15 protein-coding genes and 5 pseudogenes are annotated in these 20306 nt (G+C 33.6%); 4 read left to right on the top strand and 16 right to left on the bottom strand.

Going from position 1 to position 20306, the window contains the following annotated elements; translation table 11 throughout:
- The first annotated feature begins 661 nt into the window (after positions 1 to 661).
- On the top strand, positions 662 to 1117 hold the full coding sequence (locus U860_RS0105450) for a hypothetical protein (protein ID WP_025147689.1): 456 nt from the start codon (positions 662 to 664) through the stop codon (positions 1115 to 1117).
- Between the two features lie 179 nt (positions 1118 to 1296).
- Here U860_RS0105450 and U860_RS0105445 read toward each other — a convergent pair whose 3' ends face one another.
- From U860_RS0105445 to U860_RS0105425, 5 genes are all read right to left on the bottom strand, one after another.
- Complete coding sequence (locus U860_RS0105445) at positions 1297 to 1530, bottom strand: hypothetical protein (protein ID WP_025147688.1); 234 nt, start codon at positions 1528 to 1530, stop codon at positions 1297 to 1299.
- A gap of 183 nt (positions 1531 to 1713) precedes the next feature.
- The gene (locus tag U860_RS0105440; protein ID WP_050447117.1) at positions 1714 to 2328 is read right to left on the bottom strand and encodes a response regulator transcription factor; all 615 of its coding nucleotides are present in this window, start codon (positions 2326 to 2328) and stop codon (positions 1714 to 1716) included.
- The gene (locus U860_RS0105435; protein ID WP_025147686.1) at positions 2297 to 3886 is read right to left on the bottom strand and encodes an ATP-binding protein; all 1590 of its coding nucleotides are present in this window, start codon (positions 3884 to 3886) and stop codon (positions 2297 to 2299) included. The genes U860_RS0105440 and U860_RS0105435 overlap by 32 nt, the downstream gene beginning before the upstream one ends.
- A gap of 78 nt (positions 3887 to 3964) precedes the next feature.
- A complete protein-coding gene (locus U860_RS0105430) occupies positions 3965 to 5935 on the bottom strand; it encodes an ABC transporter permease (protein WP_025147685.1) in 1971 nt (656 codons plus the stop codon).
- A 23-nt stretch (positions 5936 to 5958) separates the two neighbouring features.
- Positions 5959 to 6714 (bottom strand): ABC transporter ATP-binding protein, encoded by a 756-nt coding sequence (locus U860_RS0105425; protein ID WP_025147684.1) that lies wholly within the window; start codon positions 6712 to 6714, stop codon positions 5959 to 5961.
- 325 nt (positions 6715 to 7039) lie between these two features.
- On the opposite strand from U860_RS0105425, the pseudogene U860_RS0105420 reads away from it, so the two are divergent.
- A pseudogene (locus U860_RS0105420) lies at positions 7040 to 7969 on the top strand (DNA repair protein); the annotation flags it as partial.
- A gap of 399 nt (positions 7970 to 8368) precedes the next feature.
- Here the strand turns inward: U860_RS0105420 and U860_RS36955 are convergent.
- Together U860_RS36955 and U860_RS32415 are read right to left on the bottom strand one after the other, a co-directional pair.
- A pseudogene (locus U860_RS36955) lies at positions 8369 to 9391 on the bottom strand (alpha/beta hydrolase).
- Positions 9392 to 9850: 459 nt separating this feature from the next.
- Positions 9851 to 12061: an MMPL family transporter gene (locus U860_RS32415; RefSeq protein WP_025147682.1), complete on the bottom strand. Its 2211-nt coding sequence runs from the start codon at positions 12059 to 12061 to the stop codon at positions 9851 to 9853.
- Positions 12062 to 12456: 395 nt separating this feature from the next.
- On the opposite strand from U860_RS32415, the gene U860_RS0105405 reads away from it, so the two are divergent.
- Complete coding sequence (locus U860_RS0105405) at positions 12457 to 12972, top strand: TetR/AcrR family transcriptional regulator (protein WP_050447115.1); 516 nt, start codon at positions 12457 to 12459, stop codon at positions 12970 to 12972.
- Between the two features lie 769 nt (positions 12973 to 13741).
- Here U860_RS0105405 and U860_RS0105400 read toward each other — a convergent pair.
- The 5 genes and pseudogenes from U860_RS0105400 to U860_RS0105385 all read right to left on the bottom strand — a co-directional run.
- Positions 13742 to 13894, bottom strand: a pseudogene (locus tag U860_RS0105400) (IS4 family transposase); the annotation flags it as partial.
- A gap of 251 nt (positions 13895 to 14145) precedes the next feature.
- Positions 14146 to 15267, bottom strand: coding sequence for a PepSY-associated TM helix domain-containing protein (locus U860_RS0105395; protein WP_025147679.1), 1122 nt, complete (start codon positions 15265 to 15267; stop codon positions 14146 to 14148).
- Between the two features lie 172 nt (positions 15268 to 15439).
- Positions 15440 to 15619: pseudogene (locus U860_RS0105390) on the bottom strand (IS4 family transposase); the annotation flags it as partial.
- 235 nt (positions 15620 to 15854) lie between these two features.
- Positions 15855 to 16124 (bottom strand): annotated as a pseudogene (locus U860_RS32795) (IS4 family transposase); the annotation flags it as partial.
- Positions 16125 to 16235: 111 nt separating this feature from the next.
- Positions 16236 to 17267 (bottom strand): hypothetical protein, encoded by a 1032-nt coding sequence (locus tag U860_RS0105385; protein WP_025147677.1) that lies wholly within the window; start codon positions 17265 to 17267, stop codon positions 16236 to 16238.
- A gap of 196 nt (positions 17268 to 17463) precedes the next feature.
- Here U860_RS0105385 and U860_RS35590 point away from each other — a divergent pair, with 196 nt between their 5' ends.
- A complete protein-coding gene (locus U860_RS35590) occupies positions 17464 to 17727 on the top strand; it encodes a hypothetical protein (protein ID WP_162790990.1) in 264 nt (87 codons plus the stop codon).
- On the opposite strand, the gene U860_RS36250 is transcribed toward U860_RS35590, so the two are convergent.
- The 4 genes from U860_RS36250 to U860_RS0105360 form a co-directional block, all read right to left on the bottom strand.
- Entirely contained in the window at positions 17711 to 17878 is a 168-nt protein-coding gene (locus tag U860_RS36250) for a hypothetical protein (RefSeq protein ID WP_240184451.1), read from the bottom strand. The two genes, U860_RS35590 and U860_RS36250, sit on opposite strands and share 17 nt — an antisense overlap.
- Before the next feature lie 9 nt (positions 17879 to 17887).
- Complete coding sequence (locus tag U860_RS0105370; protein WP_025147676.1) at positions 17888 to 18169, bottom strand: hypothetical protein; 282 nt, start codon at positions 18167 to 18169, stop codon at positions 17888 to 17890.
- Positions 18170 to 18352: 183 nt separating this feature from the next.
- A complete protein-coding gene (locus U860_RS0105365) occupies positions 18353 to 18544 on the bottom strand; it encodes a hypothetical protein (RefSeq protein ID WP_025147675.1) in 192 nt (63 codons plus the stop codon).
- Between the two features lie 224 nt (positions 18545 to 18768).
- Positions 18769 to 20283, bottom strand: a complete 1515-nt coding sequence (locus U860_RS0105360; protein WP_025147674.1) for an acetyl-CoA hydrolase/transferase family protein — start codon at positions 20281 to 20283, stop codon at positions 18769 to 18771.
- Positions 20284 to 20306: the final 23 nt, after the last annotated feature.

Raw genomic sequence — 20306 nt, 5'->3', positions numbered from 1 at the left:
ACTATATTCAATAAAGTAAATAAAAACTTAAAAAATGCAGTATTACATATTCTTTTTGGTCCAGAGCATGTTAGAATTTCTTATGTTGTTTATTTCATAATCGAATTATGGTTTCATATCTAATTCAGCAACGTGTGAGCTGTATACCAAAAGAAAAGACACCTTTCGGGTGTCTTTTCTTTTTTTATCTAATCAAAATTTTTTCTATATATTTCTAAAAATCCAGTGTATTTCTCTAATTTATATTGCTTATTAAAAGGTATTACGATTAAAGTACTCACCATTTTTCATCTATATAATTAGATGAATATCTCATTTCCAAATCAAATTTCCAGTACTATATTTATTCTCTTAAAAATCTTCTATCTTGTTCTTAAATTCGTCAAAATCTTCATATAACTATACAAAAAATATATGCTATTATGTTTTTAAGAAACTATGCGTTACCTTAACCCTGTATCCGGCCCTGTATTTTTTACAGGGTCTTTGTTTATTTGATTAACTTTTGTCAAAGTAATATCCTATCATGAATTAAAAGAGAAATTTAGTCATGAAAAATCACAATATTTTACTTACTAAAACCTCTCTATAAAAAGAAATTCCATTTCAAACAAAACGGCTTAGTAATGCATTTCTTTTTGAAATTAAGGAGTAAACAACAATGAAAAAAATCTTTTTTACAGGACTTATAATACTAGTTTGCATCAGTAGTTTGTTCTGGTATATGTATCCCTCACCATACCTTGAGAAATTAAATCAAAAAGAACAAAGATTGTACAATCAATTTCACAAAAACAATGATGTTGTCCTACTACAAAACCAAAACCCAGAAACGATTGTAAGGTTGTTTCTATATTCTATTAAACAGGAGCATTACGAAACTACCTATCGCTTTTATACAACGCTTAATGATGAAAATGATAAACAAATGTTTTTAAAAAGTGCAAAGTCTCAAAAAGAATTGTTATTTAGGTTTAAATTTGCAAATAAGCCTATTGAAACTAGCCAAAACTATGCATCTATAAAACTACCGTCACTTTTTGATGATGTATACTTCGAAATGACTCAAATAGACGGTATATGGTTAATAAATGAGCCACCTATTCGTATACGGTAATCTATTTATATAATTTTGTTCCTCTGTTTAACAATCTACAACAATTATTAATAGACAATAAAAGGTTAATTTTGGAATGCAGTCTGTTTTTTACAAAAAAATGTAACTATTCTGTATTCCTTTCTCTATCTTATTATTAATAAAACATTAAAAATTCTTTGCCCCTACTATATTCAAAATTAATATGAAAAACTTTCCCTTGAACACTCCTTTAGTTGCTCCATAGCAATCTTTCGTGCATGTTCCTCACTATCTATCAATGAAAATCCTTGTGATATATAACTCCAAAATTCATAACCACAATCCTCCATCCATCTATAAGCTTCTGTTGTATACAAACCATCTTTTCTTTTAATGATTTGAACCTTATAGTTTTTACTTGGAGAAAAAAACTCTTGTATAACCTGCTCCATTTATGTAATATCCCCCTTAAATCTGTTATATGAAAATATATTTTTAAATAAAATCTCTTAAAAAGAAGCCTCTTTTATAAGGATGACTTAATCTATAAAGCAACGCGAGCGTGACTTTCATCTTTATGATTGTCACGCTCCGTTTTTCTTTTTGCTTAAAGCTATTAGTTTAATAAACTATTTTTAATAATTAGGCTGAATATATCCTAATTTTATTCCTTTGGTTACAGCTTCTAATGAGGATGAAACATCCAACTTATCAAATATACGTTGAATATGATTGGAAATTGTACGTTCACTAGCATATAACATAGAAGCAATTTCTTTACGCTTATAGCCATCGCATAGTAATTGTAAAATTTGTTTTTCCCTATTGGTCAATTCCTCTACATTGTCCGTAGAGATTGGAAAATGGCACGCGCCCCTATTAATTTCATTTAATATTTGTAATAATGCTCCTGGTAAAATATTTTTATTAATAAAACCACTTACACCTAGTTTTTGAGCTTCATACTGGTAAACAGGTAAATCATAACCTGTTAATATAACTATTTTCGTATCACACTTACTATTTAAAATAATTTTTGCTACCTCTAAGCCATCTTCACTACTAATGTTACTTAGATTAATATCTAATAAAGTAATGTCTGGTTTAAACTCATTGATAATTGTAATGACATTTTCAACATTTTGTAATGAATGGAATTGGTCTATTTCAGGATAATCCTCCAAGGCTATCTCCAAGCTTTTTGTAAACAAAGCATGATCATCTATTAATAAAATATTCATAGGAATCATCTCCTTTCATGGGAATAAGAATAGTAACGCATAAACCAGAAGGATTGCACTCTGAAATTGTCATTTTACCGTTTAATAAAAATAGCTGTTCTTTAATCGAATTCAATCCCCTATGGCCATTAAGAACGTCTGTTTTAGTAGCCCTCAAGCCTTTACCATTATCTTTTACTATAAGTTCTATTTCGCCATTTTCTTGTGTCAAACGCAAAACTAGCTTTGAACATTTCGAATGTTTGAATGCATTTGTTACCAATTCTTTTAAAATTCGGTATATAACAAGATGATAGGGTTCAACTAAAAATAAATTTTCTTTACACTCAAAAGATATATCAATATTTTTCATTCCATATTTTTGCTGTATCATCTCAAGCAAATTGCTATAATTTTCTTTTAATGGGAGTGTTTTTAATAGGGGTGGATGGTACTCTTGCATTTGTACGCGTATTGACTGGTTTAAATTGCCCAGTGTTTCTACTATCATTTCATGAATTTCTTCTTTGTTAGATTTATTCATCATATTTTTAACAGCTAATATATCTTGTAATACTTCATCGTGTAAATAATTAGAAAAATCTCTTTTTATTTTTTCCTCTTTGGCTATCTGTACGAGATTATGAACGTAAGAGCTCTCTGGCAAGATTTTTAGTTCTTCTGTATCCAAATTTAAGATAGTATTTTTTGTGTCTTGAAATAATAACGTGAAATAAAGCTGAACAAACCAAAAAACTGTATGTATAATGATGAAATAGGTAATCATATTAAATCTAAACAATACCCCAAGCGAACTAAGAAAAATAAGAAAACATAAAAACATTAAGCCCATTTTACCTTCTTTTAAGAGAAAATATTGCCTCATAGATATATGGTTTTTAAAAGCTATTGCATGAATACTAAATAGGGGTAACAGAATCACGATATACCACCCTAAATTACTTAAATATTCTGGGCTCTCCGCAAATAACATAGCATATACAATAAAGGGAAGAATAAGAATAGTAACAGATTTAAATAAATGCTTTTTTTCACTTTTAAAGACAAATTTAATTCGTTTTCGATGCTGCAGGAACAGAAAAATAATACAACTAAAACTAAAAATCCATTGACATGAAAATAGAATGGCAAATATTCTATCGTTTATCAAGTTCGCAACCAATGTTAATAAACATGTAATCTGTAAAATCCAATCTTTTTCTTTTTTATAAGTATAGATAGAATCTTGGAAAAAGAACAGGAGCAAAAATTGTACTATCTTATATAGAATCACTACACTAAGTAGCATACTTAGTGTATGAAAAATTTGCCCTTCATTAAGTGTAAGTAAAAACTGCCATGAAGTAAAAAGTAGCAAATTAGAAAATTGTGATAGCGTGTTATTGTTTTTAATGTTTACAAAACTGATGTATGCCCCATAAATGGACATTATCGTTATAAGCATTAATGGGAGTAACTTTGCTGTTCCTATAATATTGTTCTGCAAAAATTCGTAACATAAAAAAATAATCATACAAAGTTGATTAACTAAAATAAAAATTTGTTTTTGCTCATAGTACTTTTTCATAAACTCACTTACCTTTACTAGATTAAAAACAGATAAAGCTGATGTTTGTTTACTATCATCAGCTTTATCTGTAGATTTTTACTTTTTATCGTTAAATATGATTTTATAACATGCTCTTTTTGTTAACAAATAATAAATGATATACACCACAGTAAAAATAATTACTGCAAAAAGAATAGGTAATATAAAGGCACTGCTTTTTCCTAATAAGTCATCCATGAAAGCCGTTTTGTAGGCTATCAGTGCAAAAATACTATGTGCTAACCCTAATACGTAGGGAATGCTAAATACCGTAAAAACTTCTTTACTTATTATTCTTTTTATCTTTTTCTTGTTATACCCCATTCTTTTTAAAATTATAAATTCGTTTTTGTTTGACATCATGCTCGAAAGGTTATGAAAATAGAGAATACTACCTGTTGCAATAAAGAAGATGATAGTAACAAAACTAATGAGCAAGAATGTTGAGCTATTCTGCTGAATAATGTAATCATTTTTTTGGTAACTACTTGTAAAATAAATATTATTTTTAAATAGTGGAGCTAAGTTTTCATAAACTTGCTTGTTATTCCTCATATCTGCTCCATTAAAGCTCATCATAGGCTTTTCTGTAAGCCCTAAGTTTTTTATTTCTTTGTAAAGTTGATCCGAAATAATAAGGGTTCCTACACTATTTGCAAATCCAATTGGATTAAGTAATGTAGTGTCTTTTACTTTTATATCCACGTTATTTGTAGGTGTTAAGTTCAAAGTATGTATTTTCCCTTTATCTAGCTTTTCTTTTTCAGGTCGATATTTTACTAAGATACTTTCATTCTTAGCTAAATTCTCAAAGTCTACATTTTTGCCCTGAATATTTATTAATTCCCTGTAATCCGACTCGGAGATAAGATCAAATCCGTGTTCTTTCTTTATACTATATTCTTTAGGCAAATTGTCAGAAGAGGATGTTCCGTGAATAATAGTCGTTTCTTTGTATTTCATATTTTCTTTACCAACAGTATCTTGTGCAGTTTTAATTGCTTTAGTAGCCAATTCTTTATCTTCCAACGGGAACTCAATAGCTGACGGTACGATACGTTCTGTAGCAGCAACTGGATAGTAAAGCGTCAATATAGTGGAACCGAATATAGCCAAAGTTCCTGCAGCTAATAAAGTTAACAAAATTAAAGTTTTTGCCTTCGAACGGATTTTAAATATAAAGTTTGGAACGATAATAATATTCGATTCCTTATAAAACCATGTTTTCTTTTTCTTCAATTTTTGAATGGCATATGGTAAAAAAGAGTGAATAAAGAAAGTTGTCCCTAGTATTACACTTAACATTGTTAAAAGCGCGATTGGTGAAAATCCTATCGTTTTCCACAATGATTTAGTTCCTCTTGTAATATCAATAGCTAAGAAATAACCAATTAAAATCAAGAATAATCCCAGTAACGAGAAAACTGTATTGATTTTTACCTTTTTTTCTTCCTTTTTTTCCATACGTACCAAAGTCAGTAAGGAACTTTTTCGAAGAATTATCCAGTTTGATAAAAATAAAACAGTCAAAACAGCAAATATAAAAACAAAGGTGAATAGTACCGCATCGGGATTAATAAGTGGCACTTCAGAAGTATCGATTTGTAATTTTAGTACTCTGACTATCGCTTCGACAATTCCTTTATGAGTAATAGCACCAAAAGCAATTCCTACAATTAGAGCAGTAAAACAAATTATACTATTTTCAAAGGTTAATAGTTTTAGCATTGTTGACTTTCGATACCCTAAGAGCGAATAAATACCAAGTTCTTTCATTCTTTTTTTCATAAAGAAAGTATTGGAGTATGACATATAGAATAGTACAAATGTCATAACAAAGATTGCCACCGTTCTCGACATTGTTTCTACTCTACCATCAGACGAAATCTTTTCCATGATAATATCGTTCATGGAAAAAGAAATAAAGGAGAAAAACACTATCAGCACAAAGGCTACTGAAACGAAATAGAACGAATAGAAGGAAAAGTTATTCTTCAGATTTTTTTTTGCTATTGTTAATAATCCCACAGTCATGCCTTCCTTTCATACTCTTAGTTATATCGATTTTCATCAATTTTAGAGATTTCCTTTAGTATCTCTTCAAAAAATTCTTTTCTATCCTGTTCGTTTTTTTTTAATTCTTTTACTATATTTCTATCCTTGAATATTAGGATTCTGCTCGAAAAACTTGCTGCATAAGCGTCATGAGTCACCATTAAAATTGTAGTGTGAAGTTCCTCATTTACCTCTCTTAGTTTTTGAAGTAGTTCTGTTGCAGAGTTTGAATCTAACGCACCTGTCGGTTCATCTGCAAATAAAATACTTGGCTGTTTCGCAATCGCTCTTGCTGCTGCAACCCTTTGTTTTTGCCCTCCAGAAAGTTGACTAGGGTACTTGGATAATTGTTCGAATATCCCAAAACGCTTTGCTAAATTTTCTATTGCCGATTCAATTTCTTTTGGGGATTTTTTTAACAGAGTAAGTGGCACAGCAATATTTTCCTTCACTGTTAAACTATCAAGTAAAAAATACTCTTGAAAAATAAAGCCTAAATGATCTTTCCTAAAATCTGCAGATTTATTATCATTAAGTGTTTTAATATCAACATTATTTATAAAAACATCCCCATCTGTAGGCGTATCAATGGTTGATAGGATATTTAATAAAGTTGTCTTCCCAGATCCAGATGCCCCCATAATGCCAATAAATTCACCTGATTCAATATCAAAAGATACTTTATTCAGTCCAGGTAATTGATTCTTGTTGTAAATCTTTGTTACATTTTTTGCAGATACTAATGCATTCATCATATTTGCTCCCTTCAATCTATCAATATACTAAGTTTATCCTTTGATATATAAAGAAGCATGAGTAAAAAGCGCAATCTTCTACTCATACCCCTGCATTTTGCACTACAAACCTGTCCAGTTTATAAAAATGTCTCCATAAATGACCGTTTTTGTGATAAAAAACATCTTTATAACGAAATTTTTCTTTCTACAGTTAATGAATTACGCTCATTTTTTTCAGTTTAGGAAGCCACAAATTTATTAACTTGATGGTGATGAGATAGCGCCCCTATTACTAAGAATTTAAATAGTGTATTAAATAAGAAAAAATATTGACAACTGAATTGATGAATTTTTTATGGATATTACCGATAGCATCCATTTGTTTGCTCGAGACCCGCATGAATTTGCATTACAGTTTAAACGTGAAATATATGAACATACACGAATTGAATGCATAATTGGGATGGCTCCTAACCTATTGATGAGTAAGGTAGCTTTATATATTGAAGCGAAGAAAAATAAAGACGGAATTACTTATTGGAAATACGAAGATGTACCTACGAAATTATGGAACATACGGCTGCTTAGTAAGTTTTGGGGGATTTCACATAAAACTGAAACAAAGTTAAATCGAAAAGGAATACATTCAATAGGAGATTTAGCTAATTATCCTATTAAATATTTAAAACAAAGCTTCGGCGTAATTGGAGAGGAATTACACTTACATAGCAATGGGATTGATTTTAGTCGGATTTCAGAAAAATATGTTCCGGCTACAACTTCTGTAGGAAAAAGCCAAATTCTAATGCGTGATTATACAATAAAAGAATTTCCAATTATCCTACTGGAACATACCGAAGAGGTTTGTTACCGATTAAGACAACAAAACAAACTTGCTCAGACAGTTCATTTTTCCGTTGGATATAGCAAAAGTTATTCAGGTGGCTTTAGAAAAACGCATACTTTAAGCCGCCCAGCCAATTTAACCATGGACATTTATCACGTTTGTATATATTTTCTACATCAACAATATACCGGGGAACCCATTAGAAGTATTACTATCTCCCTAACAAATCTAATACGTGAAGGAGAAGAACAAATTTCTCTTTTTGATAACATCATACAACGTGAAAAAGAAATAAAGTTAACTAAAGTAATGGATGAAATACGCACAAAGTTTGGAAAGAATAGCATATTAAGAGGAATTTCGTATACAAATCATGCAACAACAAGATACAGAAACACACTGTTAGGAGGACATAAATCATGAACAACGCTAATATGCCAAAAGGAAGAGGAATGGTAAAATGGAATCCATTCGTTATCAAGACATAAATCCAAAAAACACTGTGATATGAACCATAAGTTTGCCTGAACGGCAAGCTTATGGTTCTTTTTGTTTGCGGCAAACTTATGCTTCCAAAAATAAAAGATTTTAAACCGTATCTTTATTACTGTCTACTTGACAGGGAAATGACCACCTTACGTGTATATGATATTCATTGAATTTCCACAATTTAAAAGTACAATTTGTACCATTGATAAAATTACTAGATTTATACTAAAAACACGCATTTTGATTAAGTTTTTTCAAAATGCGTGTTTCATTTATTTTTATATTTTACAATGATGCAAACAAACCTTCTTAAATTGTTTTTACCTATATTTGTTAATTGTGTTTTTGAAGAAAGGCTTTTACTTTTTCAAAAGCAAATTGCGTATTCAAGCTACCTGATTTTACATCAAAAACGTGATCAGCTCCTGGAAGAAGATAGAATTCATGTGAAACGCTATTTTCTCTCAGCTTCCTGTCTAAAATTTCACCTTGTTCATCTGGGACAACTCGGTCACTTGTTCCATAAAATGAAATAGTAGGAGGTGTATTTTCATTAATGTAACTGATTGGAGAGAGTATTTTGTAACGATCAGGGAATTGTGAAGGTGTACCCTTTATATACTTTTTCAATACATCTTCCGCGTAGTCAGGACTTCGTTTATTCTTGTAAAACTCTGTCATATCAGACGGACCGTATATATTAATCACAGAGTTAATAGGTACCGGTGAAACGCTAGTAGAAGGTGGTAACTGTTCATCTCCCATACTATAGGCGGCTAGCATAGCTAGATTCCCCCCTGCTGATTGCCCCATTACATTTATTTTTTTAGAATCAATTTTGTAAGTATCCGCATGTTCTACTACCTATCCTATTGCTGATTTTACATCACCTACTTCATCTTTCCATCCAGCATGAGGTGGCATACGATATTGTACATCAAAAACAGTATATCCTAATTCACTAAGTCTTTGATACCAATGAGGTGAACCACCTTTATCACCTTCAACCCAGCCGCCTCCATGTAACATGATAACAGCGGGGGGAAGTGATTTTTTTGAGTCTCCATGAGCTGGCCACACATCAAGCTTTAATTCCACACCATCAGAGGTTGTACCGTATACAACGTCCTGTGTGACTTTTGATGTTATCTCTGTCTTACCAAAAAAATGAGAACTAAGCGAAACGGAAACATTCTCGTTTTTAGCATAGTTTAACGTCTGAGTAATTGGCTCTATTATTAAAAATAATACTAGTAATAATTGAGGAATCAACAATGCTCGAGCGATTAAAGCTTTTTTCCATACAGCTAATATTAATAGCGCAATTATAAATAATGTTAGAATTACTAAAAACATTGGCATTTGCAATGCAAGCATTGCCAAAAGACTCATTATATTAGAAATTCTTAATGTGACATTAAAATCTGATGGATTCCAAATATAATATGCCAAACTACCAATAAAAGCTAATGCTAGTACTGTAAGAACTGTCAGAAACCATTGAATAAAACCTCTAGGACGCCAAGAGGTTGATTGTTTTTGTTGTTTCTTTTTCATTTTTTTATATTCCTCCATAACAAAAAAGCAATTTTAAAATGCTTAATATAAATTGTATCTGAATATCCCTCCCTATTTATAACTTGAAAAATGGCGGTAAATTTCCAATGGGAGACAAAGGAAATAGCACACATTGACAGCAATAATGTCCTTTTATATATTTACATAATTAGCGGAGGAGAATCTATACTTTCTCTAAAAAACCGCTTCTTTTTTAGAGGGAAGCGGTTTTTTTATGAATACAACTATGAATTAACTTTAACTGTTCTGTTTATATATCTTTTCACTTTTGTTTTCCATGTGATGTATAATGCTTTCTCCTTCAACATCAATGTTAGGCAAAATTTTATCTAGCCATTTTGGCAAGTACCAGGCTGACTTACCCATGAGAGTCATGACCGCAGGTACGATTGTCATTCTCACGATGAATGCGTCAAAGAAAACACCGAATGTAAGAGCCATGCCTATGGATTTAATGATGGTATCAGGTGCCAACATGAATCCAATAAATACAGACATCATAATTAATCCTGCTGCGACTACGACTCTACCGCTCTCCCGCATTCCTTCTAAAATAGCTCTCTTCGGGTCGCCTGTATGCGTATATACTTCCCGCATCTTGCTCACTAGGAACACCTCATAGTCCATGGCGAGTCCGAACAGAATGCCAATCAGAATGACAGGCAAGAAGGCTAAGATCGGACCAGCAGCCGGGAAACCAAATATATTTTGGAAATGCCCATCCTGCACGAAAAATACCACGGCTCCCAACGTAGCACCAAGAGAAAGTAGAAACCCTAATACTGCTTTTAATGGAATGAGCAGAGATCTAAAGACTAGAACTAAGAGTACATATGCAAGTCCAACAATAAGGGCAGCGAAAACTGGCAAGGCATCACTCAGCTTTTGCACAATATCAATATTCATCGCTGCTGGGCCCGTTACCATTAGTTCAATTCCATTTTCTTTCTCAGTCTGGTTCGATTTGTCCCGGATCGCTTTTACCAAATTCTTCGTCTTTGTATCGTCAGGTCCTGTTTTTGGTGTGACGGAAATCATATAAATCTTTCCAGAAGGACCAGGGATAGCTGGTCTCACACTTTTCACGTCAGATAAGTTACCCAATTCTTTTGCAACGGTGTTCATAGCATTTTGCGTTTCAGCTGTTGCTTCCTCTGATCTTGCCACTACCACTAAAGAGGCATTAAATCCTTCTCCATATGCTTCCGTCAATAAATCATATGCTCTTCTTTCTGTCGTTTCTGTAGATTTTGTTGTTCCATCAGAAGGTAGGCCAAGGTTCATATGGAAAAATGGAATCGTAATCACTGCAAGTAGTCCGATTGCGAAAATCGTAACAATCAGAGGACGTCTTATGACAAATTCCCCCCATTTATTTGAACCAGCATGTTTCTTGCCTGCCCCAGTCATCTTTTGCAAGAATCGATTTTGTTTAGATGGGGCAATCTTATGGCCGACAAATCCCAATATGGCTGGTAATATGATGATAGAAACCAACACAGCTGCGAGCACAGTAAAGGCGGCGGATACGCCCATCGCTGTCAGGAATGGAATCTTTGTAACAGACAGTCCCAAAAGACCAATAATAACAGTTAATCCTGCAAAGATTACGGCACTTCCCGCTGTTCCCGTTGCGATGGCAACAGATTCTGGAACAGAATCTCCTTGTGCAAGCTGCTGTCTAAAACGATTGATAATGAAGAGCGCATAGTCAATGCCTACTGCGAGTCCAAGCATGGCAGCTAATGATAAGGAAACTGTTTGGATTTCCACATAATTGGTCCCAATCATGATTCCTAGCATTCCAATCGCTAATCCGATTATCGCAGTGAGAATCGGCAGTCCAGCTGCCAGAAAAGACACAAAGGTAAATGCCAGGACTACGAAGGCTACAAGTACTCCGACAATTTCAGTCATACCTGAAGTCTCTGAGTCGGAAAACTTGATATCGCCTCCTGATAACTCCGTTTGAATGCCGGCATCCCTTGTTGTTTCAATACTATCTAAAATCTTATTCTTAGAAGCTTCTGTGACCTTTTCCGCTTTCACTTTGTACGTAACGACTGCATATCCGATTGTCTTATCTTCACTGAGGTTCTGCAGTTGCATCGGTGCTGCCACAGAATCAACAGCTGAATCTTTTTTAATCTCATCTAGAACTTCTGCAATTTTCTGTTGTACTTCCGCTGACTCCAAGGTTTCGCTTTTTGGTGCTTGAAACACCACTTTTACTTGGGCACCTGCTGGTTGCATCGCTTTAAACTCTTTTTCAATTACTTTTCCTGCTTTATCTGCCGGTGTATTCGGAATGCTCAGCTCCTCCTTGAAAGAGGAACCCATGTTGACTGCAAAAAGCACTAATGCAATCAGAATTGCGAGTGCACTGAATACAACCTTTTTCCTATGATTTACTGCCCAATGTCCTAATTTATACAGATATTTTGCCAATTGAATCTCACCCTATTCTTGTCGAAAATTTGTTTTGTTCTTACGTTGTAATCTAGAAACGCACAAACACTAAACCACATATTATTCGTATAAAAAGATTTTAAAATACCCATTATAAATTGTATCTGAATATCCCTCCCTATTTATAGCTTGCAGAATGGCCGCAAATTGCCAATAGGAAACAAAGAAAATGGTACACATTGACAGCAATGATGTCCTCTTATACAATGGCGTTATCACTACATTAACAATTGTGCTTACATGTGTAAGTATAACAGTGAATTTTCATCTTTCAAGCACTATGTGATGATTTGCAGTTAAAACGAACAGAATGAAGGGATGTGTTAGCTTTGAGGAAGTCAAGAGAAGACAGTATACACTCTCAGAGATATATTATGGAGGCATTGAGCGCACTGTTGCATGAACATAAACTGCAAGATATAACCGTAACAGCTATTTGCAAAAAGGCTGGAGTTGCCAGAGTCACATTCTACAAATACTACCGCAACGTTTACGACGTCGTACAAGCATCTGTGGATGAAATTGTTCAACATTTCTTGAAAGAGGTTGATAGTTTGGATCCATATGAAAGTATGCAGATAATTATTGAATATATCATAGAGGGATTTGTGTCTGCACAGAAACCGTCAGGAAAGTTAATTGATGCAAATATATCTAGTATGATGCTTGATTATTTGAATTACACAATGGAAAAGGTCTTTCAAGCGGATATTACGCGCAATCATGACATAAGCAGAATGCAAATCCTGTTTTTAGCAGGCGGTATCTATAATATTGTTAACGATTGGATTAAAAGAGGGGCAAAGGAATCTCCCCAGGCACTTGCTGCAAAAATATACGAGATCCTTCCATATGGGACAACAAACACAAGGAATTTGGCAAATTCATGATGCAACTGTTCTACCTTTAATTACATCTAAAAAATGGGCATCACATAAATAGCTGTGAGTAGTTCATCTAACCATAAACGACCGTTTTTGGTTAAAAGAACAAAACTTTCTTTCATATAAAACTTTCTTAACGGTGTTGAAAGCGGAGGAATCGTCAGGAAAATGGACTTAGCGTTGTAAATCCGCATTTTCCTGACGGTACCCCTAAAAGCAATTATGCTTAGAAAGCAAAGGATATCATTACAAACACTTTTATCATTAAGCCTATATACTAAAACTCCGTTGTTAAAGTTATTGAACTTGTCGTATAAAAGTTCTAATGAATAAAATAGTAAGATTAAATGCCTGATGCTGATAATAGGTATTTTTATTTGTCTTGTTGTAACATTCACGGCAAGCTTATGGGTTAATAATTAATCCACGGCAAAGTTATGCTTCCTTTTTCCTCGAATAATCAACTAAGCCCCTTCAAAAACATGTGATTTCCGGCAAAGTTATGATTCCTTTAGCGGCAACTTTATGGGTAAAGTCACAAACACTTAAAATATCATGCTCCTAACATATTGTATATGACTAATATGTTAGGAGCTTTTATTTTTGGTAATGAGTTTTGAAACTGAATTTGAATAGTATTTTTCTCTATTTGGATAGAAATAAGTAAAGTACCATAAACGGTCGTTTTTGGAACAGTAACTTCATAAAACTGACATCAATTAGGGGGCACCATATCAGAAATGGAGAATTAACGAATTTTAAGAATAACCCTCGAGACACATAAAGCGACTAGATCTTTCGCTTGGTACTTACTGGTTCGTTGAACAAAACCAACATCTCTAGCAAAATCTCGTAAGATATTTGGAGATAAGAAGCTTTGAATTTCTTGAGCAAATAGATGTAATTCATCAGATACAGAAATAGACATACAAAAACGCCATCCTTTCCTATGATTCTACAGAAAGAATAGCGTATTTTTTCATTTTAGGGGGCATTTCTTTTTATTAGCTTGATAGCGATGGGGTACCACCACACAGTTCTACATTATATATTTTTTCATTTTTAAGACCTTTCATGCTCCCATATGACCCTTACACTTATCAGTATGCACTGACCATTTTAATGCTTCTCTTTCTCTCTTCATCAAATCATGTTTTTACTCGTATATGAATTATATAATTACGCTGCAGATACTGAGGCCTTTTTCCCCTTTCTCTTATTCTTTTTCTTATACCACCACATATACAGACCAGTAAACATTAAAATAGATGGAGTAAGCCCACCAATCACATACAAGATCTTTGTAAATACTCCTCCAAATGTTCCTGTATGTAAAGGAAGACGCCATATTTGATATGTAAGTCCGCTATCTACTTTTGGGTCTAGCTTTGCTAATACTTTTCCACTATACTGGTCCATCCATACCTTTATATTCCCATTCCCCGGATCATATGAACGACTCATCCGGATTTCCACAGCACCTTCTGCCTTGCCTTTTTTCGCTTTCTCCGGCATTCTTACTTGCATAATTTTTCCTTGTGGTACTGCTTTTTCCGCTTCACTCAACAAATAATCAAGGGGAAGCTTCCCTCCCGAAAGCGTTTTCGAAATAAGTGTCTCTTTTGATGGTGCCACACTAGCTTTCGCTCCAAACCATCCAAAAATTATTTTATCATACACCAACAGACCACCTGTTAGCGAAACGATTAGCAAAAACGGAACTGAAACACCTCCAATGACTCTATGTAGATCATATTGTTTTACATACGAATTCTTACTTCGGCGTATAACAAATCCGCGCATCCATTTTTTAATCCCAGGCCACCATAAATATAAACCTGATAAAATAATGAAAAAGAAAATAAATCCAATGATGCCAACAATCTCTTTCCCCTTAAAATCATTAAGAAGTAAATGATAATGAAGTTCCCCAACCTGATTAAAAAATGATTTTTCACCTAACTCTCCATTGATCCTACCATTTCCTGGATCGATGTAAACTTCTTGTTTCGCCTTTCCTTCTTTCAAATTAAATAAATAAACACCTTGAGCATTTGGTTCATCCGGGGTATATACCCGCTGAATCTCACCCTTTGGATGTACTGCCAATACAGTTTGAAGTGCTTTCTGATAAGTAACCTTTTCGCCTTCTGTTACTTTGTATAAATCAGGATGTAACACACGATTTAATTCGTGTTGAAAAACAAGCAAGCTCCCTGTCAATCCAATCAGCACAATAAACATCCCAGCTATCATGCTAAGGTATAAATGAATCTTTCCAACAACCTTACGAACTTTCATACATATCCCCCTCAATTTAATGAAAAATCAAATTAATATTAAAGATAATAATTATCATTGTCAATAAAAAGTTAGACTATTTCCATTTGTTATTTTTATTCTGTTAATCACAAAAAAACTTTATCCTTTCATCTAAAATCTAGTAAATACACTACATACCCTTTCTACTATAGGTAGTAGAAATTTGTTGATTTAACCATACACATAAAGATAAAAAATGGTGCCCATGGTACTTACGTTTTCGTTTCATTCCGCCTGCTTCTATAGCTAATTGATTAAATGTAGCGGGAGACATATATCGATATAACTCTTCGGCAAATAAAGACAGCTCTTGTTTTTGATGCATATTCATAAAAAGCACGTCACCCTTTCTCATTAACATAAGAGAATAGTAACGTGCTTTTAACTTTAAGAATAGTCTTAATCCTTAAGTTGATGGATGTGGGGTGCTACCCCATCGCCATCAAGCCAAGCTCATACAACGTCAATTATAGTAGAGGCTGTTTCCTTTTTCTAAAGGCTACATGTAGGAAATTTAAAGATTTGCATACGAAATAAACCCTAACGGGTTTCATTTTTTTGAATTAAGCCGCTTGATTAAATCGTTGATTCAGTCCTTCAGGACTGATGAGTACTTCTGTTGATGCTTCTAAGCAGCTAGATAGCTGAGTTAAAGACGTTGTAGCGATATTTTGGTTCATCCATACACATAAAGCAACTAAATCTTTTGCTTGGTACTTACTGGTTCGTTGAACAAAACCAACATCTCTAGCAAAATCTCATAAGATATTTGGAGATAAAAAGCTTTGAATTTCTTGAGCAAATAATTGTAATTCATCAGATACAGAAATAGACATACAAAAACGCCACCCTTTCCTATGATTCTACAGAAAGAATAGCGTATTTTTTGTATTTTGTTTTGTTAGCTTGATAGCAATGTGGCTATACCCCTTCTTAAGGGGTCTTTTTTATGCTGCAGGTTCTGTTGGAGCTGGTTGAACAGGAGTTACTTCCCCGCCATCCATTTTATCATTCCTCATGGATTGATTCATAAATTCACCAATTATTTTTTGCAACTCATCCATTGGAACAATGTTCTTTTCAGAAGTATCGAATGTGAATTTGATTGGTTTATCGATAGATTTGATATCAGAATTAATATTCATATCAAATTTAATTATTTCTTTTTCGTCTTTAGAATTTTTTGCTTCGACATGAATTGCTGCATCCTGTTTTTTAATCGTTTTTCCATCCATTGTATAAGTTAAAGAAATAGAAGATTTATCAAGATTTGCATCTTTCAATTCTTTCTTAAAGTCTGCAATTTCTTGTTTTGTTCCAGTGAAGTTTTTCATTGTAGACATTTCATCAAATACCTTTTCAATCACTGTTTTTAAATCTTTACCTGTTAATTTCACAGTATATACATCTTTTTCTTTTGTAAATTTTTCTTCAGGAAGCGCTTTGATTGCATCTAATAAAGCTTTCTGTACTTTCTCTTGGATTTCCGCAGATTCTTTTGTATCTACTTCTCCTAAATCTTTCATATCCATTTTGATAACTTTTCCTTCTAGAGTAGAAAAACTATCACCAGGAACGCCAGCTAATTGTAATAGTGATTTTACATTATTCGCTTTTACATATAAAGCCTTTTTCCCTTCATCCATAAACATTGGAATCGATATATCCATTTTCATTGCATCTGTTTTAATATTTGCACCAATTGTTATTTCATCTTTTTTTGCATCTTTATCTGTTTTTGAATCAACCGTAATTGATATGTTTTTTAACATATCCATTGCCGCTTTATTTTCTGTTTTCATATCTTTCGCATTAGAATCGAATTTAAAAGAAATTGAACCACTTGATTCCATTTGTTTTGCATTTAAAATGTTTTCTGTTGAAGAAACAACTGTTTCTTTTGCAGATTTTCCACACGCAGATAAAGCGAAAAGACTTAAACTTGCTGCAACCACTAATCCCATTTTCCCAAACTTCATAAAATCACCCTTCCAATTCATTAACATATCAATCATAGCATAAAAAATAAGAAATAGTAATATATAAATGGAAAAATATAACTACTCAGCTACCCTCTTGATTTGAGAGTTTCTTATTTTTTGTATCTTTTAGGTTTACCTTCTTTTTTTCTCGTTAACACTTGAATTATCAAGGTTAGGAGGGGAAGGAGATGAAATGTCAGGTAAACTAATCGGTCAAAACATGGAGTTGAAAATGCTTGTATCATCCATTGTATTAGAAAAAGAAGGTGCTTTCGGACAGAACCATGTACCAACAATGCGGAACGAGGAAAAACTGCCTACTAATAAACTGATTTCAGAGAAATTACTTTCTTTATTCAATAAAACAAATGATTATAAGCGGATAAAAGAAAAATTAATAGGCAAAACATTAACATTTGTACCCGACCATCCCATAGTCATCAAGCTAAGATTTTAAAGTACCCCCTAAATGGAAATTTTGTGTTTTTTATAGCACCGAAGTTCATTTTTATCGTTTTGGGGAAGAATGTGTTTCTTAACTCTTCTTCTTTTATATTGACTCCTCTAAAATCCATTTCTACATACTCATTGTTTATATATTGAGTCATGTTCTAGCCTCATATATTGTTACAATTATTTTTTTTAGCTTTAAGATAAAAAGAAAAAGGTAATCCGATCATAGCGATAACAGTAGCTATTATAAATACATCATGAATACTAAGTTTAAAGGCTTGTTGTTGAATTGATATAGCACTTCCACTTAGCTTTTCTGTATGTACAATCATACGTACAGCTAATATAGAAGTGAATACGCCGATAGAAAGGGAACCAAAACTTTGTCTCGTCCAATCATTAATAGAAGATGCATGTCCAGATAAGTTTAAAGGAACTTCTTCCATACCAGTGTTACTAGTATGAAACCTATTATTGTCCATTGAACAGAGTCAAGATCAGTTTGGAAATATCACATTATTTCAGGAATCGAAACATTAATTGTGCTCATATTTAAAATTGATAAAAATAACCCTAAAAAATAGAATTTATAATTAGGATAAATGAATCTGTGGTACTTTTTTGTTTGTTCATGTTTGTTTTCCACCTAATGATTTTTGGAATATGAGATTCAACTGCTTTACTTCTTCAGAAGTTAAGTCTCCCCAAAGTGTTTTGACGATGTTTTTTCCCGCCTGATCCATCACATTTAAGAAATATAGTCCCTTTTGAGTAATTTGTAAAATGACAATAAAGTTATTTAATTTTAAAAGCTCAAACAAGCATAACCCCGTACTAAATATAGGACGGGGTTAGAAATATAGCTGTTTAATCTTGATGTAAGAAACTTTACTACAAGAAAAAATATAACAATAAAGTCGTTTAAAAATCTAAGTTTTATTCAAAAATAGCACCCGATTGCGGAAGACCGTTCTGTACATCTGTGATTGTATTCAACTTCAAACTCAATCTTCCGCTTTACTATTACTTATGATACGATACGCACCTATACAGTTTCTACTACCGCTTCAAGCATTGTTCCATTTTTAGCATAATTCGTATGCCAAGAAAGAGCTTTTTCTAAAACATGAGGAGTTTGTCCACCCCTTGTTAGTGCTTCTTGGTAATAAGCTCGTAGTTGGTCACGATACATTGGATGTGCACAATTCTCAATAATCAGTTCCACTTTTTCCCTTGGCGCCAGTCCCCTTAGGTCAGCGTATCCCTGTTCAGTGACGATAACATCTACATCGTGTTCAGTATGGTCTACATGAGAGACGAAAGGAACGATACTTGAAATGTTACCACCTTTCGCAATGGATTTAGTAACAAAGATAGCTAGGCGTGCATTTCTTGCGAAATCACCAGAACCACCAATACCGTTCATCATTTTTGTACCTAAAACGTGAGTAGAGTTGACATTTCCGTATATATCTAATTCTAAAGCAGTATTAATCGAGATTAATCCAAGGCGGCGAATGATTTCAGGATGATTAGAAATCTCTTGCGGGCGCATCATTAATTTGTTGCGATATTTTTCAAAGTTGGAAAATACTTGTTGCATTTTCTCTTCAGAAAGCGTGATGGAGCAGCAGGAAGCAAAATGGACTTTCCCAGCATCCATAAGATCAAAGACCGCATCCTGTAATACCTCGGAATACACTTCTAAATCTTCAAACTCCGAATCTAACATGCCATGCAGGACTGCATTGGCTACTGAACCAATTCCCGATTGTAACGGCGCTAAACGATTCGTTAATCGGCCTACCTTTACTTCTTTTCGAAGGAACTCTATTAAATGATGTGCCATAATAACAGTTTCTTCATCTGGAGGAACAATTGTCGATGGCGAATCAAGTTGGTTCGTAAACACAATCCCTTTCACTTTTTCAACATCAATCGGAATACCGATTGTTCCAATTCGGTCATCCGATTTCACGAGCGGAATTGGAAGCCTTTCCCCTTGTTTTCCTGGTTCATATAAATCATGCAGCCCCTCTAGTTGTGTAGATTGAGCCATATTCATTTCAATAATAATGGACTTCGCATTTAGGGAAAATGCTAAGGAATTTCCAATTGAAGTGGTTGGAATAATCATTCCATCCTCAGTTATTGCAACCGCTTCCAAGATAGCGACATCTATATCCATAACGTCAGCACGGAGTAACTCTGCTGTATGAGACAAGTGCTGATCCACAAATAAAAAGGCTCCATTATTAATTCCTTTTCGCATAGTCGTATCAGCTTGGAAAGGCAATCTTTTCCCTAAAATTCCTGCCTCAGCAAATAATTTATCTACATCCGAACCTAAGGAGGCTCCAGTATAAACATTTACTTTAAAAGATTTATCATGCTTAACTCGGTTCACCAGCGCAAATGGGACTGCTTTCACATCTCCTGCACGTGTAAACCCACTTAAGCCTAAAGTCATTCCACTTTGAATCCAGGAAGCCGCTTCTTCAGGTGTAACTACCCGGTCCTTCAGACGATGGTCCCTGATTCTATCCAAATTATTCTCCATATGTAATCCCTCTCTCAATGAAT

This window comes from Bacillus sp. H1a, assembly GCF_000633475.1.
GTDB lineage: Bacteria > Bacillota > Bacilli > Bacillales > Bacillaceae_G > Bacillus_A > Bacillus_A paramycoides.
Note: the sequence above shows the minus strand (reverse complement) of the source record. Positions and strands in the feature narration are given on the sequence as shown.